Genomic DNA, 21495 nt, shown 5'->3' on the forward strand with positions numbered 1-21495 from the left:
CGTAAACAGTTCGAATTGACGTTGTTATGCCATATTAGATATTGATTTAAGGAACCTCTGAATAAGCGCCGCAAGACCCGTAGGGAAAAATTCCTTGAAGAAATGGACACTTTAGTTCCACAGTCGCGCCTTGCGGAAAAGATCAAGGCGCAGATAAGAGCGAAGGTCGAGCACCCCTTTCGCTACATCAAGCGGGTATTGGGTTATGACAAGGTCCGCTATCGAGGACTGGTAAAAAATACTGAGCGGCTGTGCTTGTTCGCAGGCTTCACTTACTTACTAATAGGGAAAAAATACTTGGCTGCCTAGGGGGGGCGCCCGTGATTCGCCTATTGAGGACTTCTGGTGAAAAATCAGGGAGCTAGTACGCGAAAATTAAGCGTTTGCGCGTAAAAAAGTGAGTTTTATAAGTGATTCAGCTTAATTCTAGAAAAATGCTTCGTTAATCAGAGGTTCCTTAACTTTGTTATTCCTGCACCTCCCTTACCGGCTGGCAAGCTGGTCGGTGAACCGTAACGATCACCACCGGTAAAGCTCCTGCTCGATGCAGAAAAGTCGCCCACCAGTACTCCTCGTTTTCTCCCCTTGATCCGGGTTGATCAAACCTCCCCCCCTGGGAAAAGGCGCAATGTCTTGCCTCAGTCATATTCTCGTAAAGTTCCGTTTTTTTCGTGATACGGGTCTCATATTGCCTCCAATGGCGGCACTTTCATTCGAATTCTCTTTACCCCGTGGCAATTCATCCCTTTCTGCATTGCGACTCCCCATAAGCGATGATATTTTGACAGCGGTGTCATTTTGGCAATCGCATCACCTAACTGCCGATGGCCAACAATAAAAATAACTTGCTCAAGGTAAACCCTATGCAAACGCCTAAATTCCTGACCTGGTCGCAAACTCCATTGATATTTGCTTTAGTCAGTTCGACCGCACTCGCAGTCCCCGGTGTACCCGCCATTAACAATATGGAAACCCGCTTTGCCATTATTGAAGTTGACGACACAGCTACCGCCTACGAGCAGCTGGTGACCATCAAAGACCAGGCTGAAATACCTGTGTCCTGGTCCAAATTTTCAGGCGACGATGCCGACACTGCACAGTATCTGCTCGATGGACAAGTTGTATTCGAGCAGCCAGTAAATGGCGCCGGCAACCAGAGCGGAACTGCCACATTGCAGATCACTGAAGGAGGCCGATACGAACTGCAGGTCGCCCTATGTAACTTCTCCGGTTGCAGCAGTTCAGAAGTAACTGACATCGTCGTAGCTGATACTGACGGGAGCCACTTGGACCCAATCGTGCTCAATGATGGAGAGAATAACCAGCCTTACACTAATACCAGCGGATCTGTTGTGGGTGCTTACTTTGTAGAGTGGGGTGTGTACGGTCGAAAGTTCCCGGTTGACAAAATCCCAGCCTATAACCTCACCCATATCTTGTACGGCTTTATTCCTATTTGTGGCGGCGACGGCATCAACGACAGCCTCAAGGACATTGAAGGCAGCTTCCAGGCACTACAGCGCTCTTGTTCTGGGCGGGAAGATTTCAAAGTTGCTATTCACGACCCATTTGCGGCACTGCAGAAATCACAAGCAGGGCACAGCTGGTCCGATCCCTACAAGGGTAACTTCGGCCAGTTGATGGCGTTGAAGCAGGCCTATCCAGATATCAAGGTACTACCGTCGATCGGTGGATGGACCCTATCCGATCCATTCTACTTCTTTGATGATCCTGAACTTCGTACCCGCTTTGTGGATTCAGTAGAGGAGTTTCTGCGTACCTGGAAATTCTTTGACGGTGTGGACATTGATTGGGAGTACCCTGGTGGCCAGGGCGCGAACCCTAATCTTGGCGATCCCAATACCGATGGTGAAACTTACCGCTTACTGATGAAAGAACTGCGCGCAATGCTGGACCAGCTCGAGCAGGAAACCGGCCGTGAGTACGAGCTCACTTCTGCTATTGGTGCTGGGGCTGACAAGATCGAAGATGTCGATTACTCGAATGTCGAACAGTACATGGATTATCTGTTTTTGATGGCCTATGACTTCTACGGAGCCTGGAGTAACGAGACTCTTGGGCATCAGACGGCGATTTATGCTCCGAGCTGGAATCCGACAGATGACTACAATGCTCATTCCGGTATCCAGACATTGATCGGCGCAGGTGTACCACCGTCAAAGCTGGTGTTGGGTACTGCAATGTATGGTCGCGGTTGGACCGGGGTTACCGGTTGGACGGGTGCTGATCACCTGACAGGAACAGCGACCGGAGCGACTCCAGGCACCTGGGAAGCCGGCATTGTGGACTACCGTGATATTGCCGGGAAGATTGCCAGCGGTGAGTGGCAGGAGCACTACGACAGTACTGCTCAGGGCGCCTATATCTTCAAGGCTGATACCGGTGACCTGATTACCTATGACAATGTCACCTCCGTCATGCAAAAAGGTACTTACGCACGAAGCAATGGTCTCGCAGGTTTGTTTGCCTGGGAAATTGATGCAGACAACGGTGACATACTCAATGCCATGCATGAGAGCCTGGGCCACGATGATGGCATGGCCAATCGAGCACCGTCAGCCAATGCGGGAGTTGATCAGTCTGTGGTGAGCGGTACTTCAGTGACTTTGAATGGTAGTGCTTCCAGTGATCCAGATGGTGATGTTTTGACCTACTCCTGGACTCAGATCGGTACCCCCACAGTACCCCTACAGGGTACGGATAGTGCTTCTCCAGAGTTTACCGCTCCGCAGGTTACTATGGAGACGCAGTTGGAATTTGAACTCACTGTGAGCGATGGTGAGTTATCGAATACCGATAATGTCTTAGTGACTCTGCTACCAGAGGGAGATAATGCGCCCCCCGTCGTTTCCGTCCCAGGCAGTGTCTCTGTTGCTGAAGGAGGGAGTGTCAGTGTTACTGCCAATGCTAGTGACCCCAATGGCGATACGCTTACTTACAACTGGAATGCACCGGGTCTTACTGTAGCCAATGGCGATAGTGCCAGTGCTACCTTCACTGCACCCCAGGTTCAAGCGAATACTGCTTTCACCGCGACAGTGACCGTCAGCGATGGCTTCACCAGTGTCTCTGCCGCAGTGCAGGTGAATGTGACCGATACAGGGGATAGCTGCAACCAGTCCGACCCCAACGCAGATAATTACCCTGCCTGGCAAATGGGGGGCACTTACCTGGGCGGTGACCAGGTAAGCCATCAGAATCTCGTTTGGCAGGCCAAGTACTGGACCCAGATGGAGCCGGGGATAACTGCAGCTGACTGGATACTGGTCAGTGAAGTCGAAATGCCATGGAATGCAACGACCAGTTACAACGGTGGGGACGAAGTAAATCACGGCGATGCCCGTTACCGTGCCAAGTGGTGGACCCAGGGTGACGAACCTGGTGCTTCCACAGTTTGGGAGGAAATTGGTCCTGCAACCTGCAATTGATCACTCTCACAGGGTGGTAACCCGATGTGCCTGGGGCGCTAACGCGCCCCTGACTTAGGGACTTACTGATACTCCTTGTAGCTGGAGAATATGAAAAAGCTTTCCTGAAATCCTTGACGGCATTTAGGAGGTTAATGGGCTAGCAGGAAAAGTTGTCAAGGATGGTTGTTTACTCTGGGGATCGGCTCCCCAAGGTTACTTTGACAAATTTAATTGTTGATTCAATTTCGTAAAGTGCATCTTCCATGGTTGAACCACTGAGGTTATAAAACTCCTCGACAGATTATGGAAGACAATGCGAGTGCTACAGCGGCCTAGAGGGTGATGCACCTCAGAGTTGAATGCGGGCTTTCAAAATCTCTAAAGGGAATCAAGCTTTTATTTGTAGTAGTTCAGATTTGGCCTGAACCAGTCCATTTTATTGAACCTACTTGACCCCCTCAAATATCTCGCTATTAACTTTTACACTGAACAGTTGCAGTTTTTGCCGCTTCTGGAATCAATTTCACATTGGCCACCGCAATTTCCATAGCGCCTTCACTTTCCAAGCGGAAAACACTGAAAATTTTTCCAAAGTCAGCGCCCGCATTAGCAAAACACCGCAGGTCCACAGAGATACGAGTCCAGTCTTTCAGAGGCATGGTTTTCAAGGCAGAATGTAAAGGTACCTTGGCAATACAGCCCTCACCACAAGTCATCCCGGCAAATACCGGCTTTTCCACCTCCCGGTCAACCCGGATATTTAGGCTAAGAGCAGATTTTTCCTCCAGGTAAATATTCAGGTTCTGCATATATTCTGCAGACAACTCTACGGCTCCAGGACGTAAACCTTTCCACTTGATCAGACGGGCATCCTCCTGAGAGGACATATCAATTGAGGTAACAACGACATTTTCATCATCGTCACTAGCTGTGTAATTACCCGTGACTGGAACTGTCTTGGAATCCCTTTCAACGATATTCAATACCCAGGGAGCCCTGGGACGGGAAACCATTAACCAGGCATCTTCAAGGACTCCCCCAGCAAAATTTTCACTGACTTCAGGCAATTCATTACTCACCAGAGACTCCTCTTTAGCTGTTAAACCATAACCCAACGAGAAAAGTGGCTCATAGTGTTCCTGGTAAGGATTGAGAACGGCTTGGTTAATATACACAGGCCAGCTAAAAGGTAGTTTGCCAGTAAAGTCATAGCGCACCTCACCATTTTCTCCCCTGAACAATACATCTGCTACACCCGCGCCCTCTGAGCCCGGCAACCACGCCGCTACAAAGGCATCTGACGCATTTAGCTCCTTATTCACCCATAGTGGACGTCCAGACAAGAAAACACTGACTATCGACACTTCTTGCTCACGAAGTTTTTTCAGTAGTACCAAATCTTTTTTACCGCCGCGCTGGTATTCAATATTGGTGATATCTCCGTGCCACTCTGCATAGGGATCCTCACCATAAACGACGATCGCTACTCCAGGTGGCTTGCCATTTGCAAAGGTATCAGCCCCGAAAGATCCATCCACACTCAGGATAGCTTCACCACCAGCCGTTTTTACTGCCAAAGCAATCCCTTCATAAATCGAGGTTGCACCGGGAAAATCAGCTCGGGTATTTCCAGTTCCCTGCCAGGAGATAGTCCAACCACCACTTTGCTTGGAAAGGTTGTCCGCCCCGTCTCCCACCACGAGCACATTCTGGTTGGCAGCCAACGGCAGTAGCTGTTCATTGTTTTTTAACAACACCAGAGATTTGCGCACCGCCTCCCGGGCAATCGCGCGATGCTCATTATTTCCTAAAATGCCACCTTTACCAGCCAACGGCATGTTACGCTCAAATAGGCCTGCGCGAAGCTTCACTCGCAAGATACGACGCACCGCATCTTCTAGACGCTCAGGCTGAATTTCACCGCTCTTGGCTTGAGTAAGCGTATTCTTGTAGAGCGCTTTCCAGTCTGCCGGAACCATAAACATATCCAGACCGGCATTAATTGCTGCGGCACAGCTCTCCAAGGTACAACCTGGCACAAAGCTGTGGCCATTCCAGTCGCCTACAACAAAGCCATCAAAGCCCAAACGCCCTTTCAGGACATCTGTCAGCAGATACTTGTGGCCATGCAACTTCTCACCATTCCAACTGTTAAAAGAAGCCATCACAGTCTGCACACCCGCGGGGAGCGCCGTCAGGTAACCAGCCGCGTGCACCTCAGCCAGTTCACGCTCGGGTACCGCATTATCACCCCGGTCTATTCCTCGGGTAGTACCACCATCACCGACAAAGTGCTTGGCAGTGGCTACCAGGTTCTCACCGCGCAAAAAACCCACGCTGCTTTTTATTCCTTGTAGCCCATTAACCATAGCTTTCGCATAATCGGCAACTAGCACAGGATCTTCAGAGTAGCTTTCGTAAGTTCGTCCCCAGCGATCATCGCGAACAACTGCAACTGTTGGTGCAAAGGTCCAGTCAATTCCAGTAACAGCGACCTCGCGAGCTGTCGCACGACCGATACGCTCGATCAAATCTGGATCCCGGGCAGCACCTAAGCCAATATTGTGAGGAAACAGGGTAGCGCCAATTACATTATTGTGACCGTGAACCGCATCGGAACCCCAAATCAGAGGAATAGCGACACCGCCATCGGAGGTGTCCATAGACGCCTCAAAGAAAGCATCCGAGAGTGCCAGCCAATCCTGGGGAGTAGCAAACTTGTCATTGTTCGGGAAAGCACCGCCACCATTGAGTACCGAGCCCAAGTGATAGTTCTTCACATCTTCTGGGGTTACATGGCGAATTTCCGCCTGAATTAACTGGCCTACTTTTTCCTCCAGAGACATGCGAGACATTATTTCATTAATACGCGCTTCCAGTTTTTCATCACGTATGAACGCTGGTGCAAGTACAGGCCAGTTCTCGAGATTGCCACCGCCATCACTTACCAGGGATTCACCTTTTCTTGCCTGGCTCTCATTATTCTGCTGTTGGCAACCAGCAAATACTGACGCACAGAGCACAATACCCAGTGAAAAATTTTTACTAAATTTCACAGATAACTCCCAAGTTTTTCCTATCTTGTTAACCAGCTACTATTTTCCAGCTACCCACTGGTATTGCGGGCTTCAAGCTCAATTTTAGAAAATTGGAAACAGGCTAATTTTATTACTTTTATAAATTTATCGGCTCTGGATAATTACAGAATGTCCAAAATACAAACAGGTAAATATCTGACAACTTTTAACAACCCACTCTAACCAGAAACCGCCTGAAAAGGATGAATTCAACCAAAGTGCAATACTTGACCTGAAGCGCCAATAGAAATCCGATGGACTGGTTCAAAATACGGACAAAGTGGAAATATAGACATACCCTATTCCACTGCCGCGCCGCGTAAAGTTGGAGAAAAAGCACCGTAGTAAACGATGTAGCAATAGCACAACATCGGCACTAAAAATGAAAGTTGAATACCAGCATTATCAGCCAGAACACCCTGCATAAGCGGAATCATCGCTCCTCCGACAATGGCCATACACAACACACCACTGCCCTGGCTGGTATGCCTACCTAAACCACGAAGAGCGAGGCTAAAAATGGTTGGAAACATAATGGAGTTACACAGACCTACAGCAACAATCGCCCAAACTGCCACCAGCCCGGAGAAAAGCATTGCCGCTACAATCAGAACAACCGACCCTAACCCACAGACTGCAAGCATTTTGTTCGCGGGTATATATCGCAATAACAAAGCGCCGGCAAAACGACCTAACATGGCACCTCCCCAGTAATAGGAGACAAAGTGTGCAGCCTCTAAGGGACGCATTTCCGCAACTGAGGGCTCGCCAAAAAAACTGACCAGGAAACTGCCTATAGCCACCTCAGCTCCAACATAGGCAAAAATCGCCACCGCACCCAACGTCAATCTCGGAAAGCGCCATATAGAGAAAACATCACTTTTATTAGCCTCAGCCCCGGGAGCTAATTGATGCCCTGGAATAACGGGCAGGCGTATCCAGGAAAAGAAAGCCACAAGCAGCAACAAGATAACTGCCAGCCAAAAATATGGCTTCTCTACCAGGGCTGCCTCCCGCGCACGGAAGTCAGACAGAGTAACCGCTGTATCCGGATCAGAAGTGATGGAAAAAGCGGTAAAAAAAACAGCTCCGCCAACTATAGGTGCCAACGTGGTACCCAAAGAGTTGAATGCCTGGGTAAGGTTTAATCGACTGGGTGCCGTGCTACTGTGTCCGAGGGCAATAACATAGGGATTTGCCGACACCTGAAGTACTGTAATGCCTGAAGCCAGCACAAATAATCCCAGCAGGAAAACTTCATAGATCTGGAGGCGCGCAGCAGGAATAAATATCAGGCAACCCGCGCAAGCTACTAACAAGCCCAGTACTAACCCTAACTGGTAACCTACCCGCCGTAATAGTAGGCCTGCTGGAACGGATACCAGGAAATAGGCAGCAAAAAAATAAAATTGAACCAGTACTGCGCGGGTATAGCTCAGCTCAAAAACATTTTTGAAGTGGGGCACCAGTACATCATTCAGACCAGTGATAAAGCCCCAAAGTAAAAACAGTGAAGTCAAGGCGGCCAAATTGAAAGGACCTGGAGCCACGGCAGATTGTTCCGAAGCACCAATACCATTTACAGCCATATCGTTCGAGGGAAGCCTCGACCCGGGCAACATCTGGCTCATTAGAAACCAATCCCCAAATCTCTTCTTTATATATCGGCAATGAAACTGTTTATCCTAAACCCTTTTTAGTCGCTTAAGGATAAACAAGGAAAATTAATGCAGCAGAATGGCCTATTCCAGTCATCGACTTTCTTCTTTTGTCCTTGATTCCAATCTAAAATATCGCATCACCATTAAAAATGGTTAACGGGTTTAGGGTATTAACCAGTAAAAATATCATTCAACACGTATATTTGCCTTATGGACCCAGATTGCCGAAAGTTACTTGACTAATCACCCCAAAAAGCGACAAGTAGGACCAATTAAAAGGTAAGCCGGAAAGCTGGCGCTCACCAGCTATGGCGGGGCCCGCCAAGCCAAGGTAGTATCTATTGGATAATAATAAGCGCAATAATCAGCGCCTATCCCGTCATTTTCACAATACTAAATAAACGGGACATCATGCAGTACTCCCCCCGTCAAACTATAGAACTTAACGCTGATGTTCAGTCGACTCGCTGGTTTTGGAAGTTACAGTTGGTCAGCTGGGCCGGCATCCTGCTGGTTACATTTCTCTCACTCACACTATGGCACTCCCCTTCTGAATGGCCGAAATTTGAACCAGCAAACACCGTGTTCCAATGCGCAGTTGCTTTTGTATTGTCGCTATTTCTCAGGCCCATTTTTGATATAGCTTGGGACTCGGAGCTCGCGGTACGAACCGTCATCTACCTGCTCGCTGTAGCGGTAATTTCAGGCATATGGACACTGGTACGAATGGAGGCTTATATCCGCCTGAGCGGTGAGCATTCTATCTGGTCCGAATTCGGGGGTTGGTATTACGCCTCACTCTTTGTGTTTTTATTCTGGAGCGCCCTGTACTGTGGAGTGAAATACTATATGCTCCTGCAGGATGAGCACAGGAAAATGCTTGATGTAGCTGCAGTCAACGAACGCGAGCAGCTGCGTAGACTCCGGGCGGAAGCTATTGCCAACGAAGCCCAACTGACGATGCTACGTTATCAATTGAACCCTCACTTCCTTTTTAACACCCTGAACTCCATTAATGCCTTAATTCGCTTTCAGCAAGCCGACGAAGCCCGGGAGATGGTAATCCGGCTAAGCGACTTCCTGCGCCTATCCCTAAAAGAAGGGCCAATGCAAAAAGTAGAATTAGAAAGGGAAATTGAAGCCGTTCTACTCTACCTGGAAATTGAGAAGACCCGATTTGTCGATCGGCTCAGTGTAGATATCGCTATTGATGAAGAAGTCCGCAAAGCTCGGGTTCCCAGTATGCTACTGCAGCCTTTGGTCGAAAACTCAGTTAAATACGCTATTGCCCCCAATGAAAAAGGTGGAACTATAGCAATTCGCGCCCACCGGTCGGGTAACCGCCTAGTACTGAAAGTCAATGATTCAGGCTGCTCGAATGATTCTCCAGAGCAGCAGAACGGCCACACAACCTCTACCGGCGTTGGATTAAAGAACGTGCGCGAGAGACTCTCCAGCCTCTATCCACAAGACTTCCAAATAAAGCAGTTCCAAAAGACCGGTTGCGGGATGATGGTGCATATTGATATCCCGCTGGAAATTTCCACCTCCCCCATAAACCAGACACAGGGAGAAGCCCTATGAATAATTACACCGTCGTGCTAGTGGATGATGAACCCCTGGCCCTCCGGCTGTTAAAAAGCATGCTTGAGGAGTTTTCCGATATAAAAATTGTTGCCTGCTGCCGAAATGGCAGAGAAGCGCTGCAAGCAGTATCCGATCACACTCCCGACTTGCTGGTGCTGGATGTGCAAATGCCGGGAATGAATGGCTTCGATGTAGTTTATAACCTGCAGGGAGACATTATGCCCCAAATTATATTCGCCACTGCTTTTGATCAATACGCTCTCAAAGCCTTCGAAGTCCACGCAGTAGATTATATACTCAAGCCGTTAGATGGTAAGCGTCTCCGCACAGCCCTGGAACGGGCTCGGCAACGTCTACAACTGGTGAATACCTCTACTAAACATAGCCATCAGACAGAGAAAAACCGGCTGATGCGCTCCATTGACGATACTGTAAACCAGGGTAACGCCCACAGAGGGGCTACTCTGCCTCAAAACGCTTCCAACCGGTTGGCCATCAAAGACCGCGGTAGTATCACTATGGTGAGCCAGCAGGATATTGAGTGGATTGATGCCGCCGGGGATTATATGTGCGTACATGTAAAAGGAGAGACACATGTTATGCGTAGCACTATTAAAGACTTACAGAAAAAATTGTGTCCTAAGAACTTCAAACGTATTCACCGCTCCACGCTGGTAAACCTTAACTTTATTGAGCACATTAAGGTTCTTACCAAAGGAGAATATTTTCTCACCTTGACCAGTGGCGCGAAAGTAAAGGTTAGCAGAAACTATCGCTTGCCAATCAAAGAGTTCCTGGAGTCCAATCGGCACAAAAATTTAGCCGCTCCCCAAGCTTCCTAGTATTCTTTTGACAAAAGATAATTCGAGTCCGAGAAATACCGACAGGGATTAGCTGGTATTTCTATCTGTTAATAAAATCGAAATATCTTTACGACAAATAATTTCTTTTTCACATATAGTCAACTTTCCAGCGATTCCGATTACACGCACCTATAAAACGAATCATTCGAAAAACTTACATTCCAGGTGTCAATGTTAACTGCCATATAAGGATCATCAAATTCATATGGGTTTCCCTTACTACAGTAAGCTAGCACTCTCTAGTACTTGGTCAGCAGCATAGGGGCCGGAAATATTCTAAAAATAGCCCCTCTCTTACTTGAGAGGGGCTATTTTTATTAGAGTGATTGCAAGAACATAATTAACGCATTCTTCTCATCCGCCGACATTCGCTCATAAGCTTGTCTCGAATTATTCCCCTCTCCCCCATGCCACAAAATTGCCTCGTCAAGGGTGCGGGCACGACCATCATGAAGATAACTCTCATCTCCACTAACATCGACTCCCAGCCCAATCCCCCAAAGTGGAGGGGTTCGCCACTCAGAACCTGAAGCTACCCCCTCCGGAAGATTATCTGCTAACTCTGGACCCATATCATGGAGCAATAAATCCGTATAAGGGTGAATTATTTGGTTACGAAGTTCCGCCTTTGGATGATAAGCGCTGGTAACCACGGTAGGCGTATGGCAACTGCTACAGCCAGCATTAGTAAACAACTCTTCACCCTTCAGCACAGTATTGTTGTTCAGGTTTCGGCGTGCACTAACGCCCAATAGTGATACATAGTCGACTAAGTCACTAAGATTCTGTTCATTTAATTCACTACCAGCAGCGCCACAGCCTGATTGGGCGCTACCGCAATCAGGTAGCGGAAATATCGAAGTCATTACTCCCATATCGGTATTGAGAGCTGCGGCAACTTGCGAAGCAACACTGGCTTGAGCCGCTTTCCAGCCAAAACGACCAATTCGCTGCTCCCCACTCTGCGGGTCACTGACAACCTGCAAACGACCACTAATACCATCGCCATTACTATCGTCTGGATCCGCTTGGGCCACGATAGCGCTTTCAGGAATTGCTTCCAATAGACCCATGCCTACTAATTGTGGAGCAATACGGACGGAATAATACGCAGGGCTATTTCCACTAAACTTGTAGACGGGGCGGCGTAAGCCGTTATTTTCCACCCACGCGCTGAGAGTAACTGTGGCCTCCGGGCTACCATTGATATTTTTAGGCTGTAATACATGACCTAAAAGTGGATCCGCTTCTCCGCTAACAGAACCCACTTTGACTACATACTGGGATAGATCAGAGCCGGTAGTTGCAGATGGGGCCCGGCCATTTTTTTCATGACAGCTAACGCAGGATCGGTTTATATATTGAGGGCCTAATTTATTGGCAACCTCAATGAGCCCAGGATTTTCACTACTCTCATTGTGGGATCCATCACCAAAATCGCTATGATGAATTCGACGACCCCGCACAAAGATTTGACCGTTTTGCGGAGCAAGATTCGAAGCCATTTGCATAAAATGGTTATCTGCTTCACCTGAATATTGATAGGGGAGAGTAGTGCCCCCTCCCAACCACCCCTTAGTAGGGATAGGATAGGAATCCTCTCGTTCTGTGGCGGGGTCACCAAAGGTGCCCTTTGCTTCCCAAGGCACCAACCCTCCTTGTCCCACAATATAAAGCACGGTAGATCCATAATAATTGGCCCGGCCGTTGGGTGGATTAAGTAAAAACTGACTCACCTCCATTTCCATACGATCGCCAGCTTGAAGGGGGCGACCTTCTTTACTGTTAAAATGGATCGTTGTGCTATACCGGGTTACATCCTCAGGATCGCGGTCTAAAAAGACATTATGGTAGTACTCAGCAACGGTATTGATTCCCCGATAAAAAGCGCGGAACTCGGGTTGGCCCAACTCCCACTCTGTGATCACGTTGATGGTAATATCATTACCACCCTTTGCAACCCGGTCGATAATCTCAACTTGCGCTGTGCGGTGCTCCCAATAAAAAGTAAGGTAATGGTCATAAGCCTGGAATTGATCTTCCCTGGCATGTCTATCCCGGGCTCTATCAGCAAAACGAGTAATGATCGCATCTCCCGTTTCGATAACCGTATCAGGTTCAAGGGGGGTATCACCGTTAAACAGGGGAACAATGTCACTGCGATCAAACAACTCTGCAAGCCACCAAGTTCCACCTACACCATGACCATTTTGATCACCCTGTTGGGAATCACCAGAAAAGAAATATAAAGGACGGCCATTGTAAGCAGCCTGTTGACGACCATCATCACGTACAATAACGTCTAGGCCAGAAGTACCTGAAGCTGCCGTATCATTTACTAACAATGGAGGCCAGCTATCAGAGCACTCAACACTACAATTACTATTTGGTGACCCTAAATCGCCATCAAAAAAGTAGAGCGCATAGCCGGGAAATTCACTGCCTCTACCCCCAACCAGGAAGCCATTCATTATGCTGACTTCAGCTACATCAACCGCCAGCGGACAGCCGTGGATATCTACAGATGTTTCCTGTGGCGTATTAGGGCAGAGATCGACACTATCAACTACGCCGTCACCGTCACCGTCACCGTCACCGTCACCGTCACCGTCACCGTCACCGTCACCGTCACCGTTGTGAGTATAAGTTGCCCACTCAGTAACTTTGGCACAATTACAATCTACATCCCAGTAGGTGAAACGATAGCGGACAACATCACCATTTGAGAGGCCGGTAATATCAAATTTATTTATGCCTCCCGCCTGGGTCATACGGTGATTTAATTGACCAGCGCCATTGAGTGTATAGTGAACATCGGCCCAGCCCTGGCCATTTACAAAAAACCGTGCACTGTTGATATCTTGGGCTTGTATACCTGTATCACTATTTTGCCCATCAGTTTCATCGCCATCGCCATCGCCATCGCCATCGCCATCGCCATCGCCATGAACATAATCTCGTAAATCACTATCGATAGCACAATTACACTCTTGATCGAAATAGGTGAAGCTGTACCTCACCGTGGCACCCAGATGTAAATCATCCAGAAAGAGTGTTTGGCGGTTACCGGATTGTTGCATCCGTACATTTTGTTGCACACCACCATTTACTTGGTAATGCACATCGGCCCAACTACCGACATTAACAAAAAATTCAGCTGAGCCCTCATCTGTAAATTGAATACCGCCAATTCCATTTTGTATCGCCTGCAAACCCACGGCATGGTTAGCAGAGAGAAAAAACACAGCACAAAAAATAACACCCACCTTAATCGGCTTGCGCAATTGGTTTAAGTACTTGAAAAACAGTTTGGTTGAAAGGTATTGCACTCTAGCCTTCCGAGCATCATAGATATTCATAATTATCTTTCCTTCCCGGTTAATCACTCTTGACTTACTCTTATATTGGAACTTCAACCTACGAAAAATCAAAAAACAGGAAATTTTTCACAAAGCTCTCACGAAAGAAAGCGGCCACACGGAACCAAAATATTTATCCAGAAGCTTCACTCAAAAATTTAATCCAGCTTAGTGTCAAGGGAGGCACAAGAGTTCAATAAAAAATCAATGTCACATAAAGATAAATCCCGTCAATCAATGCACGCGGGTGGACATCATTAAACCTACCTTATCAAGGAGCTTAAGCTCGCTTATCTAAATCAACCCTAAGCCTAATATTTTTCTTAGGAACAGAAAAAAGCCGACATAAAATGCCGGCAAAACGAGCTCAGTTGAGAGTATAAAAACAACTTAAGCGCACTTATTTGGCTGGTGTCCGATCACACCGTAGTAAAGGATATACAGATAACAAAAAATCGGTAGGACAAACGCAAGCTGCACACCCACTTGATCGGCAAGTACTCCTTGCAACAATGGCACAACAGCCCCGCCAACTATCGCCTGACATAAAATACCAGACCCTTGACTGGTAGCCGTGCCCAGTTTCGCCAGGGCCAGGCTAAATATTGTCGGGAACATAATGGAGTTACACAAACCAACCGCCAACACAGCATACATTGCGAGATGCCCACTGCCGGTAATCGTGATCATTAGAAGTAAACAAGAGCCAATAGAACAGATAGCCAGCACTTTTCCGGCAGATATATAGTGCATTACCAGCGCACCAGCAAAACGTCCCACCATTGCACCGCCCCAATAAAGGGAAATATAAAATGCGGCTTCGGACTCTTCCAACCCGGCAATAGAGTCCTCCGCTATAAAATTCACCAGAAAGCTACCAATGGATACCTCTGCACCCACGTAAAGAAATATGGCTACAGCACCAAGTACCAAGTGGCGATGGTTCCAAGCCGACCCGGTAATCTCTTCAGGTTCGGGCAGCCTGTTGGCACTGACGATATTAGGTAGTTTCAGGTATCCAAATACAATTGCCAACAATGCCAGGGCCACGGCCAATATCAAATAGGGGATTTCTACGGAAGTGGCGCCGACGGCACCAGCAGCAACACCTGCAGCGGGAAGAATTAACAGCGCCCCAAATTGTGGAGCCACAGTTGTTCCCAAAGAATTAAATGCCTGGGTCATTGTTAAACGACTGGCAGCAGTACTCTCTTTACCTAGCACAGCGACATAAGGGTTTGCCGACACCTGCAAAATGGTAATACCAGAGGCCAAAATAAAAAGCGCCCCCAGAAATAGCGCATAGGTTTCCATACGCCCAGCGGGAATAAATATTAGACATCCAATTACCGAAACAGCTAACCCAGTTACTATCCCTTTTTGGTAACCGATACGAGAAAGTAAAAAACCAGCAGGTAAGGAAACCAGGAAATAGGCCCCAAAGAAACAGAACTGCACTAACATTGCCTGGGTATAACTCAGACTAAATATTTCTTTGAGGTAGGGAATCAGAATATCATTCAAACAGGTAATAAACCCCCACAAAAAAAACAGGGAGGTTAAAGCCACCAACGCAAAACTATTTCCAGGTTTTTCACCAGTTTGCAACTGCTCGGTATCCGTTGCTGTATTACTCTGCAAAATTGCCATAATTATTGTTCCACAGACCTCAGCAATATCGCCCACCCATAGCTGGAGATCATTGCCAATCAAACCACTCATTATTCTTCCAGCTTTCTAACATGGAGCTACATCAACTCCGCAGGTCTTTTCGATAAGGGGGGTCAAAACAGGGGCAATGTGGACACGCAGGTAACTATTCCGCTAGCCATACCCAGCTGCTTAAGAAAAGCGCTCAAAAGCAATTGAAACCAGCAAGTTAAGGAGCAGATCGTTTGGAGGAAGACAAAACCAGCGGCTTAATGTCTTGGGAAACAATCAAAAGACAACGCCAAGTTGCAAGCTGAGAAGCTAGCTAAGGGCCATTAACAGAGGAAAAAAAAGAAGGGGAAGGTCTGTAGCCGGCCCTCGATTCTCCAGTAAGACGCCGGCCACAAAACTCTTTTCTTAAGGGGTTAGGAAACGATATTACCGTAGCTCATCAGGCGCTGATAACGTTTCTCCAACAATTCATCAATTGGAATACTGCTCAGCTGATCCAGCTGTTCACCGAGACGCTCTCTCAGACTCAAAGCCATGGCATCGGGGTCGCGGTGTGCACCACCGAGGGGCTCGGGAATTGTTTCATCTACGATACCCAGCTCTTCCAGCACACTGGAGGTCACCCCCATAGCCTCAGCAGCTAACGGGGCTTTTTCCACCGTTTTCCAGATAATATTGGCGCAGCCCTCCGGGGAGATCACAAAGTAAGTGGAGTATTGCAGCATATTGAGCTGGTCTCCCACGCCAATAGCCAATGCACCACCTGAAGAGCCTTCACCAATCACGGTACAAATAATCGGCGTGCGCAAACGGGACATCACAGCTAAATTCTGGGCGATGGCTTCACTAATACCGCGCTCTTCACTATCAATACCGGGGTAAGCTCCCGGGGTATCAATCAGGGTGAGCACCGGCATTTTGAAGCGCTCGGCCATTTCCATGATACGCAGAGCCTTGCGGTAACCCTCTGGTTTCGGCATACCAAAATTGCGCGCAACTTTTTCATTGACGGAGCGGCCTTTCTCTTCCCCAATCACCGCCACCGGTTTGCCGTTTAGGCGGGCGATACCGGCAATAATTGCCTTATCGTCGCCAAAGTGGCGATCGCCATGCAGCTCATCCCAGTCGGTAAATAAGCGCTCTATATAGTCCTTGGAATAGGGACGCTGTGGGTGACGCGCTACCTGCACAACCTGCCAGGGGGTGAGCTCAGAGTAGATAGACTCAGTCAGGTTTCTGCTTTTTTCCCTCAGCCGGGTAACCTCTTCGGCAATATTCAGTTCGTTGTCGTCACCGACCAGCTGCAACTCTTTAATTTTGCTTTCCAGCTCTGCAATTGGCTGCTCAAACTCGAGAAAGTTGAAATTCATGAAATCTGCGCCTTTAACTCTTTCCAACGCCACCGGGCATTCACAGCGGCATAGCTTAACTGTACAGAACCGACCAGTCGAGTCCGGTGGACTTTAACGCCTTTCAGCGTATTGAAGCGCCACCTGCTCTCTTCCCAACAACTCTCGCAGGGACTGAACCATCTGGTCATTCGGCTCAACATTCCACTCGGGTGGAAGGCGGTAGAGACCTCGCGCATCGTGACGCACGACTTCCAGGCTGACCCTGCATTTACCACCGGTATAAGGCTGCAAGCAGGAGGCCAATCGTTTTGCCAAACCCGGCGTCGCAGTGCCACTGACAACCTGTAAACGCAAACCACTCACGCTGCTCTGGCGCAATTCATCCAGAGTTGACACTCCATTGACCGTCATTTTCAGACCGCCACTGTAATCATCATTCGCCACAGGCCCGTCCAGCACCAGCAGCGCATCCTTGGCCAACTTTTCCCGATGCTCACCAAAAGCCTCGCTGAACATAGCCGCCTCAATACGACCACTGCGGTCGTCCAGGGTGACAATTGCCATGGAGTCGCCACGCTTGGTCTTCATCACTCGCAAAGCGACAACCAACCCCGCCACTTTTTGCGATTCGCGCCCCGGCTTCAAGTCGGCAATGCGCGCCTTAACCAAGTGCTGCAGCTCATCAGCGTACTCATCAATAGGGTGGCCCGTCAGGTAAAGTCCCAGAGTATTTTTTTCACCCTCCAGGCGCTCACGAATACTCCAGCAACGGGTGCGACGAAAATCTTCGTAAACATCACCATCGGATGCCTGGGGTACCACTTCGCCAAAAAGGTCCATCATGCCTGCATTGGCATTGGCCTTTTGCTGTTCAGCAGCCTTCACTGCCTCGTCCAGGGCGTTAAACAGCACCGCACGAGAATAATCCAGACCATCATTGCCGCCGGTATCCGGCCCAATACTGTCTAGAGCACCAGAGCGAACCAACGCCTCCAGAGCACGCTTGTTTACCTTGCGAGGATCAACCCGCGAGCAGAAGTCGAACAGATCACTAAAGGGCCCGCCCTCCTCCCGCGCCGCGATAATATTCTCGATAGGCCCCTCTCCAAGTCCTTTAATGGCACCAAGACCGTAGATAATTCGGTTGTCGATATCCACCGAGAACTGGAAACTACCCAGGTTCACATCGGGCGGCACCAACACCAGCTCCATGGCCCGGCACTCTTCGATAAAGGTCACCACCTTATCGGTCTTATCCATATCCGAAGACATGGTCGCAGCCATAAACTGGGCTGGGTAGTGCGCTTTCAGCCAGGCAGTCTGATAAGACACCAAGGCGTAAGCTGCCGAGTGAGACTTGTTAAAACCGTAACCCGCGAACTTCTCTACCAGGTCGAAGATCTTAATCGCAAGTTCGGGGTCAATTCCTTGCTCTTTTGCCCCATTTTCAAAAGTGGCCCTCTGTTTGGCCATTTCCTCCGGTTTCTTTTTACCCATTGCCCGGCGCAGTAGGTCAGCGCCACCAAGGGTATACCCCGCCAACTCCTGGGCGATCTGCATGACCTGTTCCTGGTAAACGATTACCCCGTACGTGGGCTCCAGGATCGGCTTTAACTTTTCATGCTGGTATTTGGCATCCGGGTAGGCCACCTGGGCGCGACCGTGCTTCCGGTTAATAAAGTCATCAACCATCCCCGATTGCAGCGGACCCGGGCGGAACAGGGCCACCAGGGCGATCATATCTTCCAGGTTGTCCGGCTGTAGGCGCTTGATCAGATCCTTCATACCCCGGGATTCCAACTGGAACACCGCTGTAGTTTCTGCCCGCTTGAGCATCTTGAAGGTTTCATCATCGTCCAGCGGCAGCGCGGCGATATCCAGAGGTTCCAACCCCTCGCGCGCGCGCGTCTCATCCACCATGCGCTTGGCCCAGTCGATAATGGTCAGTGTCCGCAGGCCGAGGAAGTCGAACTTCACCAGGCCGGCATCTTCCACATCGTTTTTATCGAACTGGGTTACCAGGCCAGCGCCGGTCTCATCACAATAAAGCGGAGCAAAATCAGTGAGCTTGGTGGGGGCGATAACCACACCACCGGCGTGCTTGCCCACATTGCGCGAAACCCCTTCCAGCTGCAGGGCCATCTCCCAGATTTCCTGGCCCTCATCGTCACTTTCCAGGAACTCCCTGAGTACATCCTCCTGATCGTAGGCCTTCTGCAATGTCATACCCACATCGGGGGGGATCATCTTAGACAGCTTGTCGGCTAGGCCGTAGGACTTGCCCTGCACCCGCGCCACATCACGCACCACTGCCTTTGCAGCCATGGTGCCGAAAGTAATAATCTGGCTCACCGCCTGGCGGCCGTAGTTATCCGCTACATAACCAATAACCCGGTCGCGCTTCTCCATACAGAAGTCGATATCGAAGTCGGGCATCGAAACCCGTTCCGGGTTGAGGAATCGCTCAAACAGCAGATCGTATTGCAGCGGGTCAAGATCGGTAATATCCAGAGAGTAGGCCACCAGGGAGCCTGCACCGGAACCACGCCCCGGCCCCACTGGGATATCGTGGTCCTTGGCCCACTGGATAAAGTCCATCACGATCAGGAAATAGCCGGGGAATCCCATCTGGATGATGATATCCAGTTCAAAACGCAGGCGATCCTCATACACTTGGCGCCGCTGGGCGTAATCGGCAGCGGTCTTATCCAGGATCTTCTCCAGTCGCCGCTCCATCCCCTCATAGGACACCTTCTCAAAGAACTGGTCTTCAGTCATACCCTCGGGAATCGGGTACTCAGGCAGGAAGTACTTACCCAGCTGAATCGGTGCGGAACAGCGTTTAGCGATCTCTACAGTATTTTGCAAAGCTTCGGGAATATCGCTGAACAGCTCCCACATTTCTTCCGATGTGCGGAAATACTGCTCGGCGGAATAACGGCGCTCACGGCGTGGATCATCAAGAGCACGGCCTTCATGGATGCATACACGCACTTCATGGGCCTCAAACTCGCTCTCTTCCATAAAGCGCACGTCGTTAGTGGCAACCACAGGTAAATTCAGGGCCCGGGCCAATTCCACTGCAGCATGCAGGTAATCTTCATCCCCGGCGCGACCAGTGCGCTGCAGCTCCAGGTAATAGCGACCAGGGAATAGATCCGCCCATTCACTGGCCAGTTCCTCAGCCTGAGCACGGCGTCCGGCAACCAGGGCGCGGCCCACATCGCCGTACTTGGCCCCGGACAACATGAGCACCCCTTCGCTGTACTCTTTCACCCATTCACGTTTGATATAGGCATTGCCGTGGTACTGCCCTTCCATCCAGGCGCGGGAAATCAGTTCAGTGATATTGCGATAGCCATCGCCGTTCATGGCATAGAGGGTGATCAGCGTAGGCTTACCCTCGCCGCCCTCACTGAGCCAGAAATCTGCAGCAGTTATAGGTTTAATGCCGGACCCGAGGCAGGCCCGGTAGAATTTTATCTGGCCATACAGATTGCACTGATCGGTAAGAGCCAGGGCAGGCATTTCGAGCTCCTGCGCTCGTGCAACTGCCGGCTTAATACGTACCAGGCCATCAATCAGAGAGAATTCAGAGTGGATTCTTAAATGGACAAAAGGTTGGGTCATATTCGCGTTTGATTCCAGGCCCTGCGGAGCTAGGCCCCCGCAAAGCGCATTCAATGATTTACCAGAGTCGGCCCATTTGCCGCGCTCGCTCGGTGCAGAGCTTCAGAACTGCACGGCGCTCATCGTTGCTCATGGAGCCCCAACGACTGATCTCCATACCACTGCGAAAGCAACCCTCGCAAACATCTTGGTCGTTGAGTGCACATACGGAAATACAGGGGGACTTAACCGGGTGCTCTTCAGGCACCGCAGTTTTTACAGATTGTTCAGACATCCTCAGCCTCGAGCAGAGCCAACTCGCTGGCAAAATATTTACCGTTGGCCGCATAGTGATCGCTGCTGGCTTTCAGCAGCGCATAGGCAGCGGGATCGAGAGTTTTTATCACCTTACCGGGAGTACCCACAACCATCGAATAGTCGGGAATCACCGTGCCCTCGGTCACCAGCGCGTTGGCGCCGATAATACAGCACTTACCGATTTTGGCCCGGTTTAAGATCACGGCGTTGATACCTATCAAGCTGTAATCACCAATATCACAGCCGTGCAGCATCACTTTATGGCCTACGGTGACACCGGTACCGATTGTCAACGGCGTACCCGGATCGGCGTGCAGCACAGAGCCATCCTGCACATTACTATTTTCACCGATGGTGATCTGCGCACAGTCACCACGCACCACCGCATTAAACCACACAGAGCTGTTCGCAAGCATACGCACATCGCCAATCACATGGGCACCGGGCGCGATATAGTGGCTCTCACCTTCCAGTTGCGGCTGTTTATCCCCCAATCTGTACAGCATTTGGCCTCCGGCTCAATATGATTATGAACCGCTTATTATCCCGCGCCAAAGGGTCTATGGCTAGCAGGTG

General features: G+C 49.5%; 13 protein-coding genes. 4 read left to right on the top strand and 9 right to left on the bottom strand.

Annotated elements, in window-relative coordinates:
• The first annotated feature begins 102 nt into the window (after window positions 1-102).
• A complete protein-coding gene (locus tag ACJJIP_RS14515) occupies window positions 103-309 on the top strand; it encodes a transposase (protein WP_020411727.1) in 207 nt (68 codons plus the stop codon).
• A gap of 157 nt (window positions 310-466) precedes the next feature.
• On the opposite strand, the gene ACJJIP_RS14520 is transcribed toward ACJJIP_RS14515, so the two are convergent.
• Complete coding sequence (locus ACJJIP_RS14520) at window positions 467-646, bottom strand: hypothetical protein (protein WP_157533316.1); 180 nt, start codon at window positions 644-646, stop codon at window positions 467-469.
• Between the two features lie 217 nt (window positions 647-863).
• Between ACJJIP_RS14520 and ACJJIP_RS14525 the strand changes: the two genes are divergently transcribed.
• Window positions 864-3449, top strand: coding sequence for a glycosyl hydrolase family 18 protein (locus ACJJIP_RS14525; protein ID WP_051089467.1), 2586 nt, complete (start codon window positions 864-866; stop codon window positions 3447-3449).
• A gap of 455 nt (window positions 3450-3904) precedes the next feature.
• On the opposite strand, the gene ACJJIP_RS14530 is transcribed toward ACJJIP_RS14525, so the two are convergent.
• Together ACJJIP_RS14530 and ACJJIP_RS14535 are read right to left on the bottom strand one after the other, a co-directional pair.
• On the bottom strand, window positions 3905-6487 hold the full coding sequence (locus ACJJIP_RS14530; protein WP_444945421.1) for a glycoside hydrolase family 3 protein: 2583 nt from the start codon (window positions 6485-6487) through the stop codon (window positions 3905-3907).
• A gap of 320 nt (window positions 6488-6807) precedes the next feature.
• Window positions 6808-8139 carry a sugar MFS transporter gene (locus ACJJIP_RS14535; protein ID WP_353374962.1) on the bottom strand — a complete coding sequence of 444 codons (1332 nt, stop codon included), beginning with the start codon at window positions 8137-8139 and terminating at the stop codon, window positions 6808-6810.
• Window positions 8140-8580: 441 nt separating this feature from the next.
• Here ACJJIP_RS14535 and ACJJIP_RS14540 point away from each other — a divergent pair, with 441 nt between their 5' ends.
• Window positions 8581-9753 (top strand): sensor histidine kinase, encoded by a 1173-nt coding sequence (locus tag ACJJIP_RS14540; RefSeq protein WP_020411723.1) that lies wholly within the window; start codon window positions 8581-8583, stop codon window positions 9751-9753.
• A complete protein-coding gene (locus tag ACJJIP_RS14545; RefSeq protein WP_020411722.1) occupies window positions 9750-10598 on the top strand; it encodes a LytR/AlgR family response regulator transcription factor in 849 nt (282 codons plus the stop codon). The genes ACJJIP_RS14540 and ACJJIP_RS14545 overlap by 4 nt, the downstream gene beginning before the upstream one ends.
• Window positions 10599-10936: 338 nt before the next feature.
• Here ACJJIP_RS14545 and ACJJIP_RS14550 read toward each other — a convergent pair whose 3' ends face one another.
• The 6 genes from ACJJIP_RS14550 to ACJJIP_RS14575 form a co-directional block, all read right to left on the bottom strand.
• Window positions 10937-13978 (bottom strand): di-heme oxidoredictase family protein, encoded by a 3042-nt coding sequence (locus tag ACJJIP_RS14550; protein ID WP_444945422.1) that lies wholly within the window; start codon window positions 13976-13978, stop codon window positions 10937-10939.
• Between the two features lie 390 nt (window positions 13979-14368).
• On the bottom strand, window positions 14369-15700 hold the full coding sequence (locus tag ACJJIP_RS14555) for a sugar MFS transporter (RefSeq protein ID WP_353374960.1): 1332 nt from the start codon (window positions 15698-15700) through the stop codon (window positions 14369-14371).
• Between the two features lie 353 nt (window positions 15701-16053).
• The gene (locus ACJJIP_RS14560) at window positions 16054-17010 is read right to left on the bottom strand and encodes an acetyl-CoA carboxylase carboxyltransferase subunit alpha (RefSeq protein ID WP_020411720.1); all 957 of its coding nucleotides are present in this window, start codon (window positions 17008-17010) and stop codon (window positions 16054-16056) included.
• Window positions 17011-17103: 93 nt separating this feature from the next.
• The gene (gene dnaE, locus ACJJIP_RS14565; RefSeq protein WP_444945423.1) at window positions 17104-20622 is read right to left on the bottom strand and encodes a DNA polymerase III subunit alpha; all 3519 of its coding nucleotides are present in this window, start codon (window positions 20620-20622) and stop codon (window positions 17104-17106) included.
• A 58-nt stretch (window positions 20623-20680) separates the two neighbouring features.
• On the bottom strand, window positions 20681-20896 hold the full coding sequence (locus tag ACJJIP_RS14570; RefSeq protein ID WP_020411718.1) for a DUF1289 domain-containing protein: 216 nt from the start codon (window positions 20894-20896) through the stop codon (window positions 20681-20683).
• Window positions 20889-21425: a gamma carbonic anhydrase family protein gene (locus ACJJIP_RS14575; RefSeq protein ID WP_444945424.1), complete on the bottom strand. Its 537-nt coding sequence runs from the start codon at window positions 21423-21425 to the stop codon at window positions 20889-20891. Before ACJJIP_RS14575 ends, ACJJIP_RS14570 begins: the two co-directional genes overlap by 8 nt.
• Between the last annotated feature and the right edge of the window lie 70 nt (window positions 21426-21495).

The sequence above is a fragment of the Microbulbifer variabilis genome (assembly GCF_052467165.1).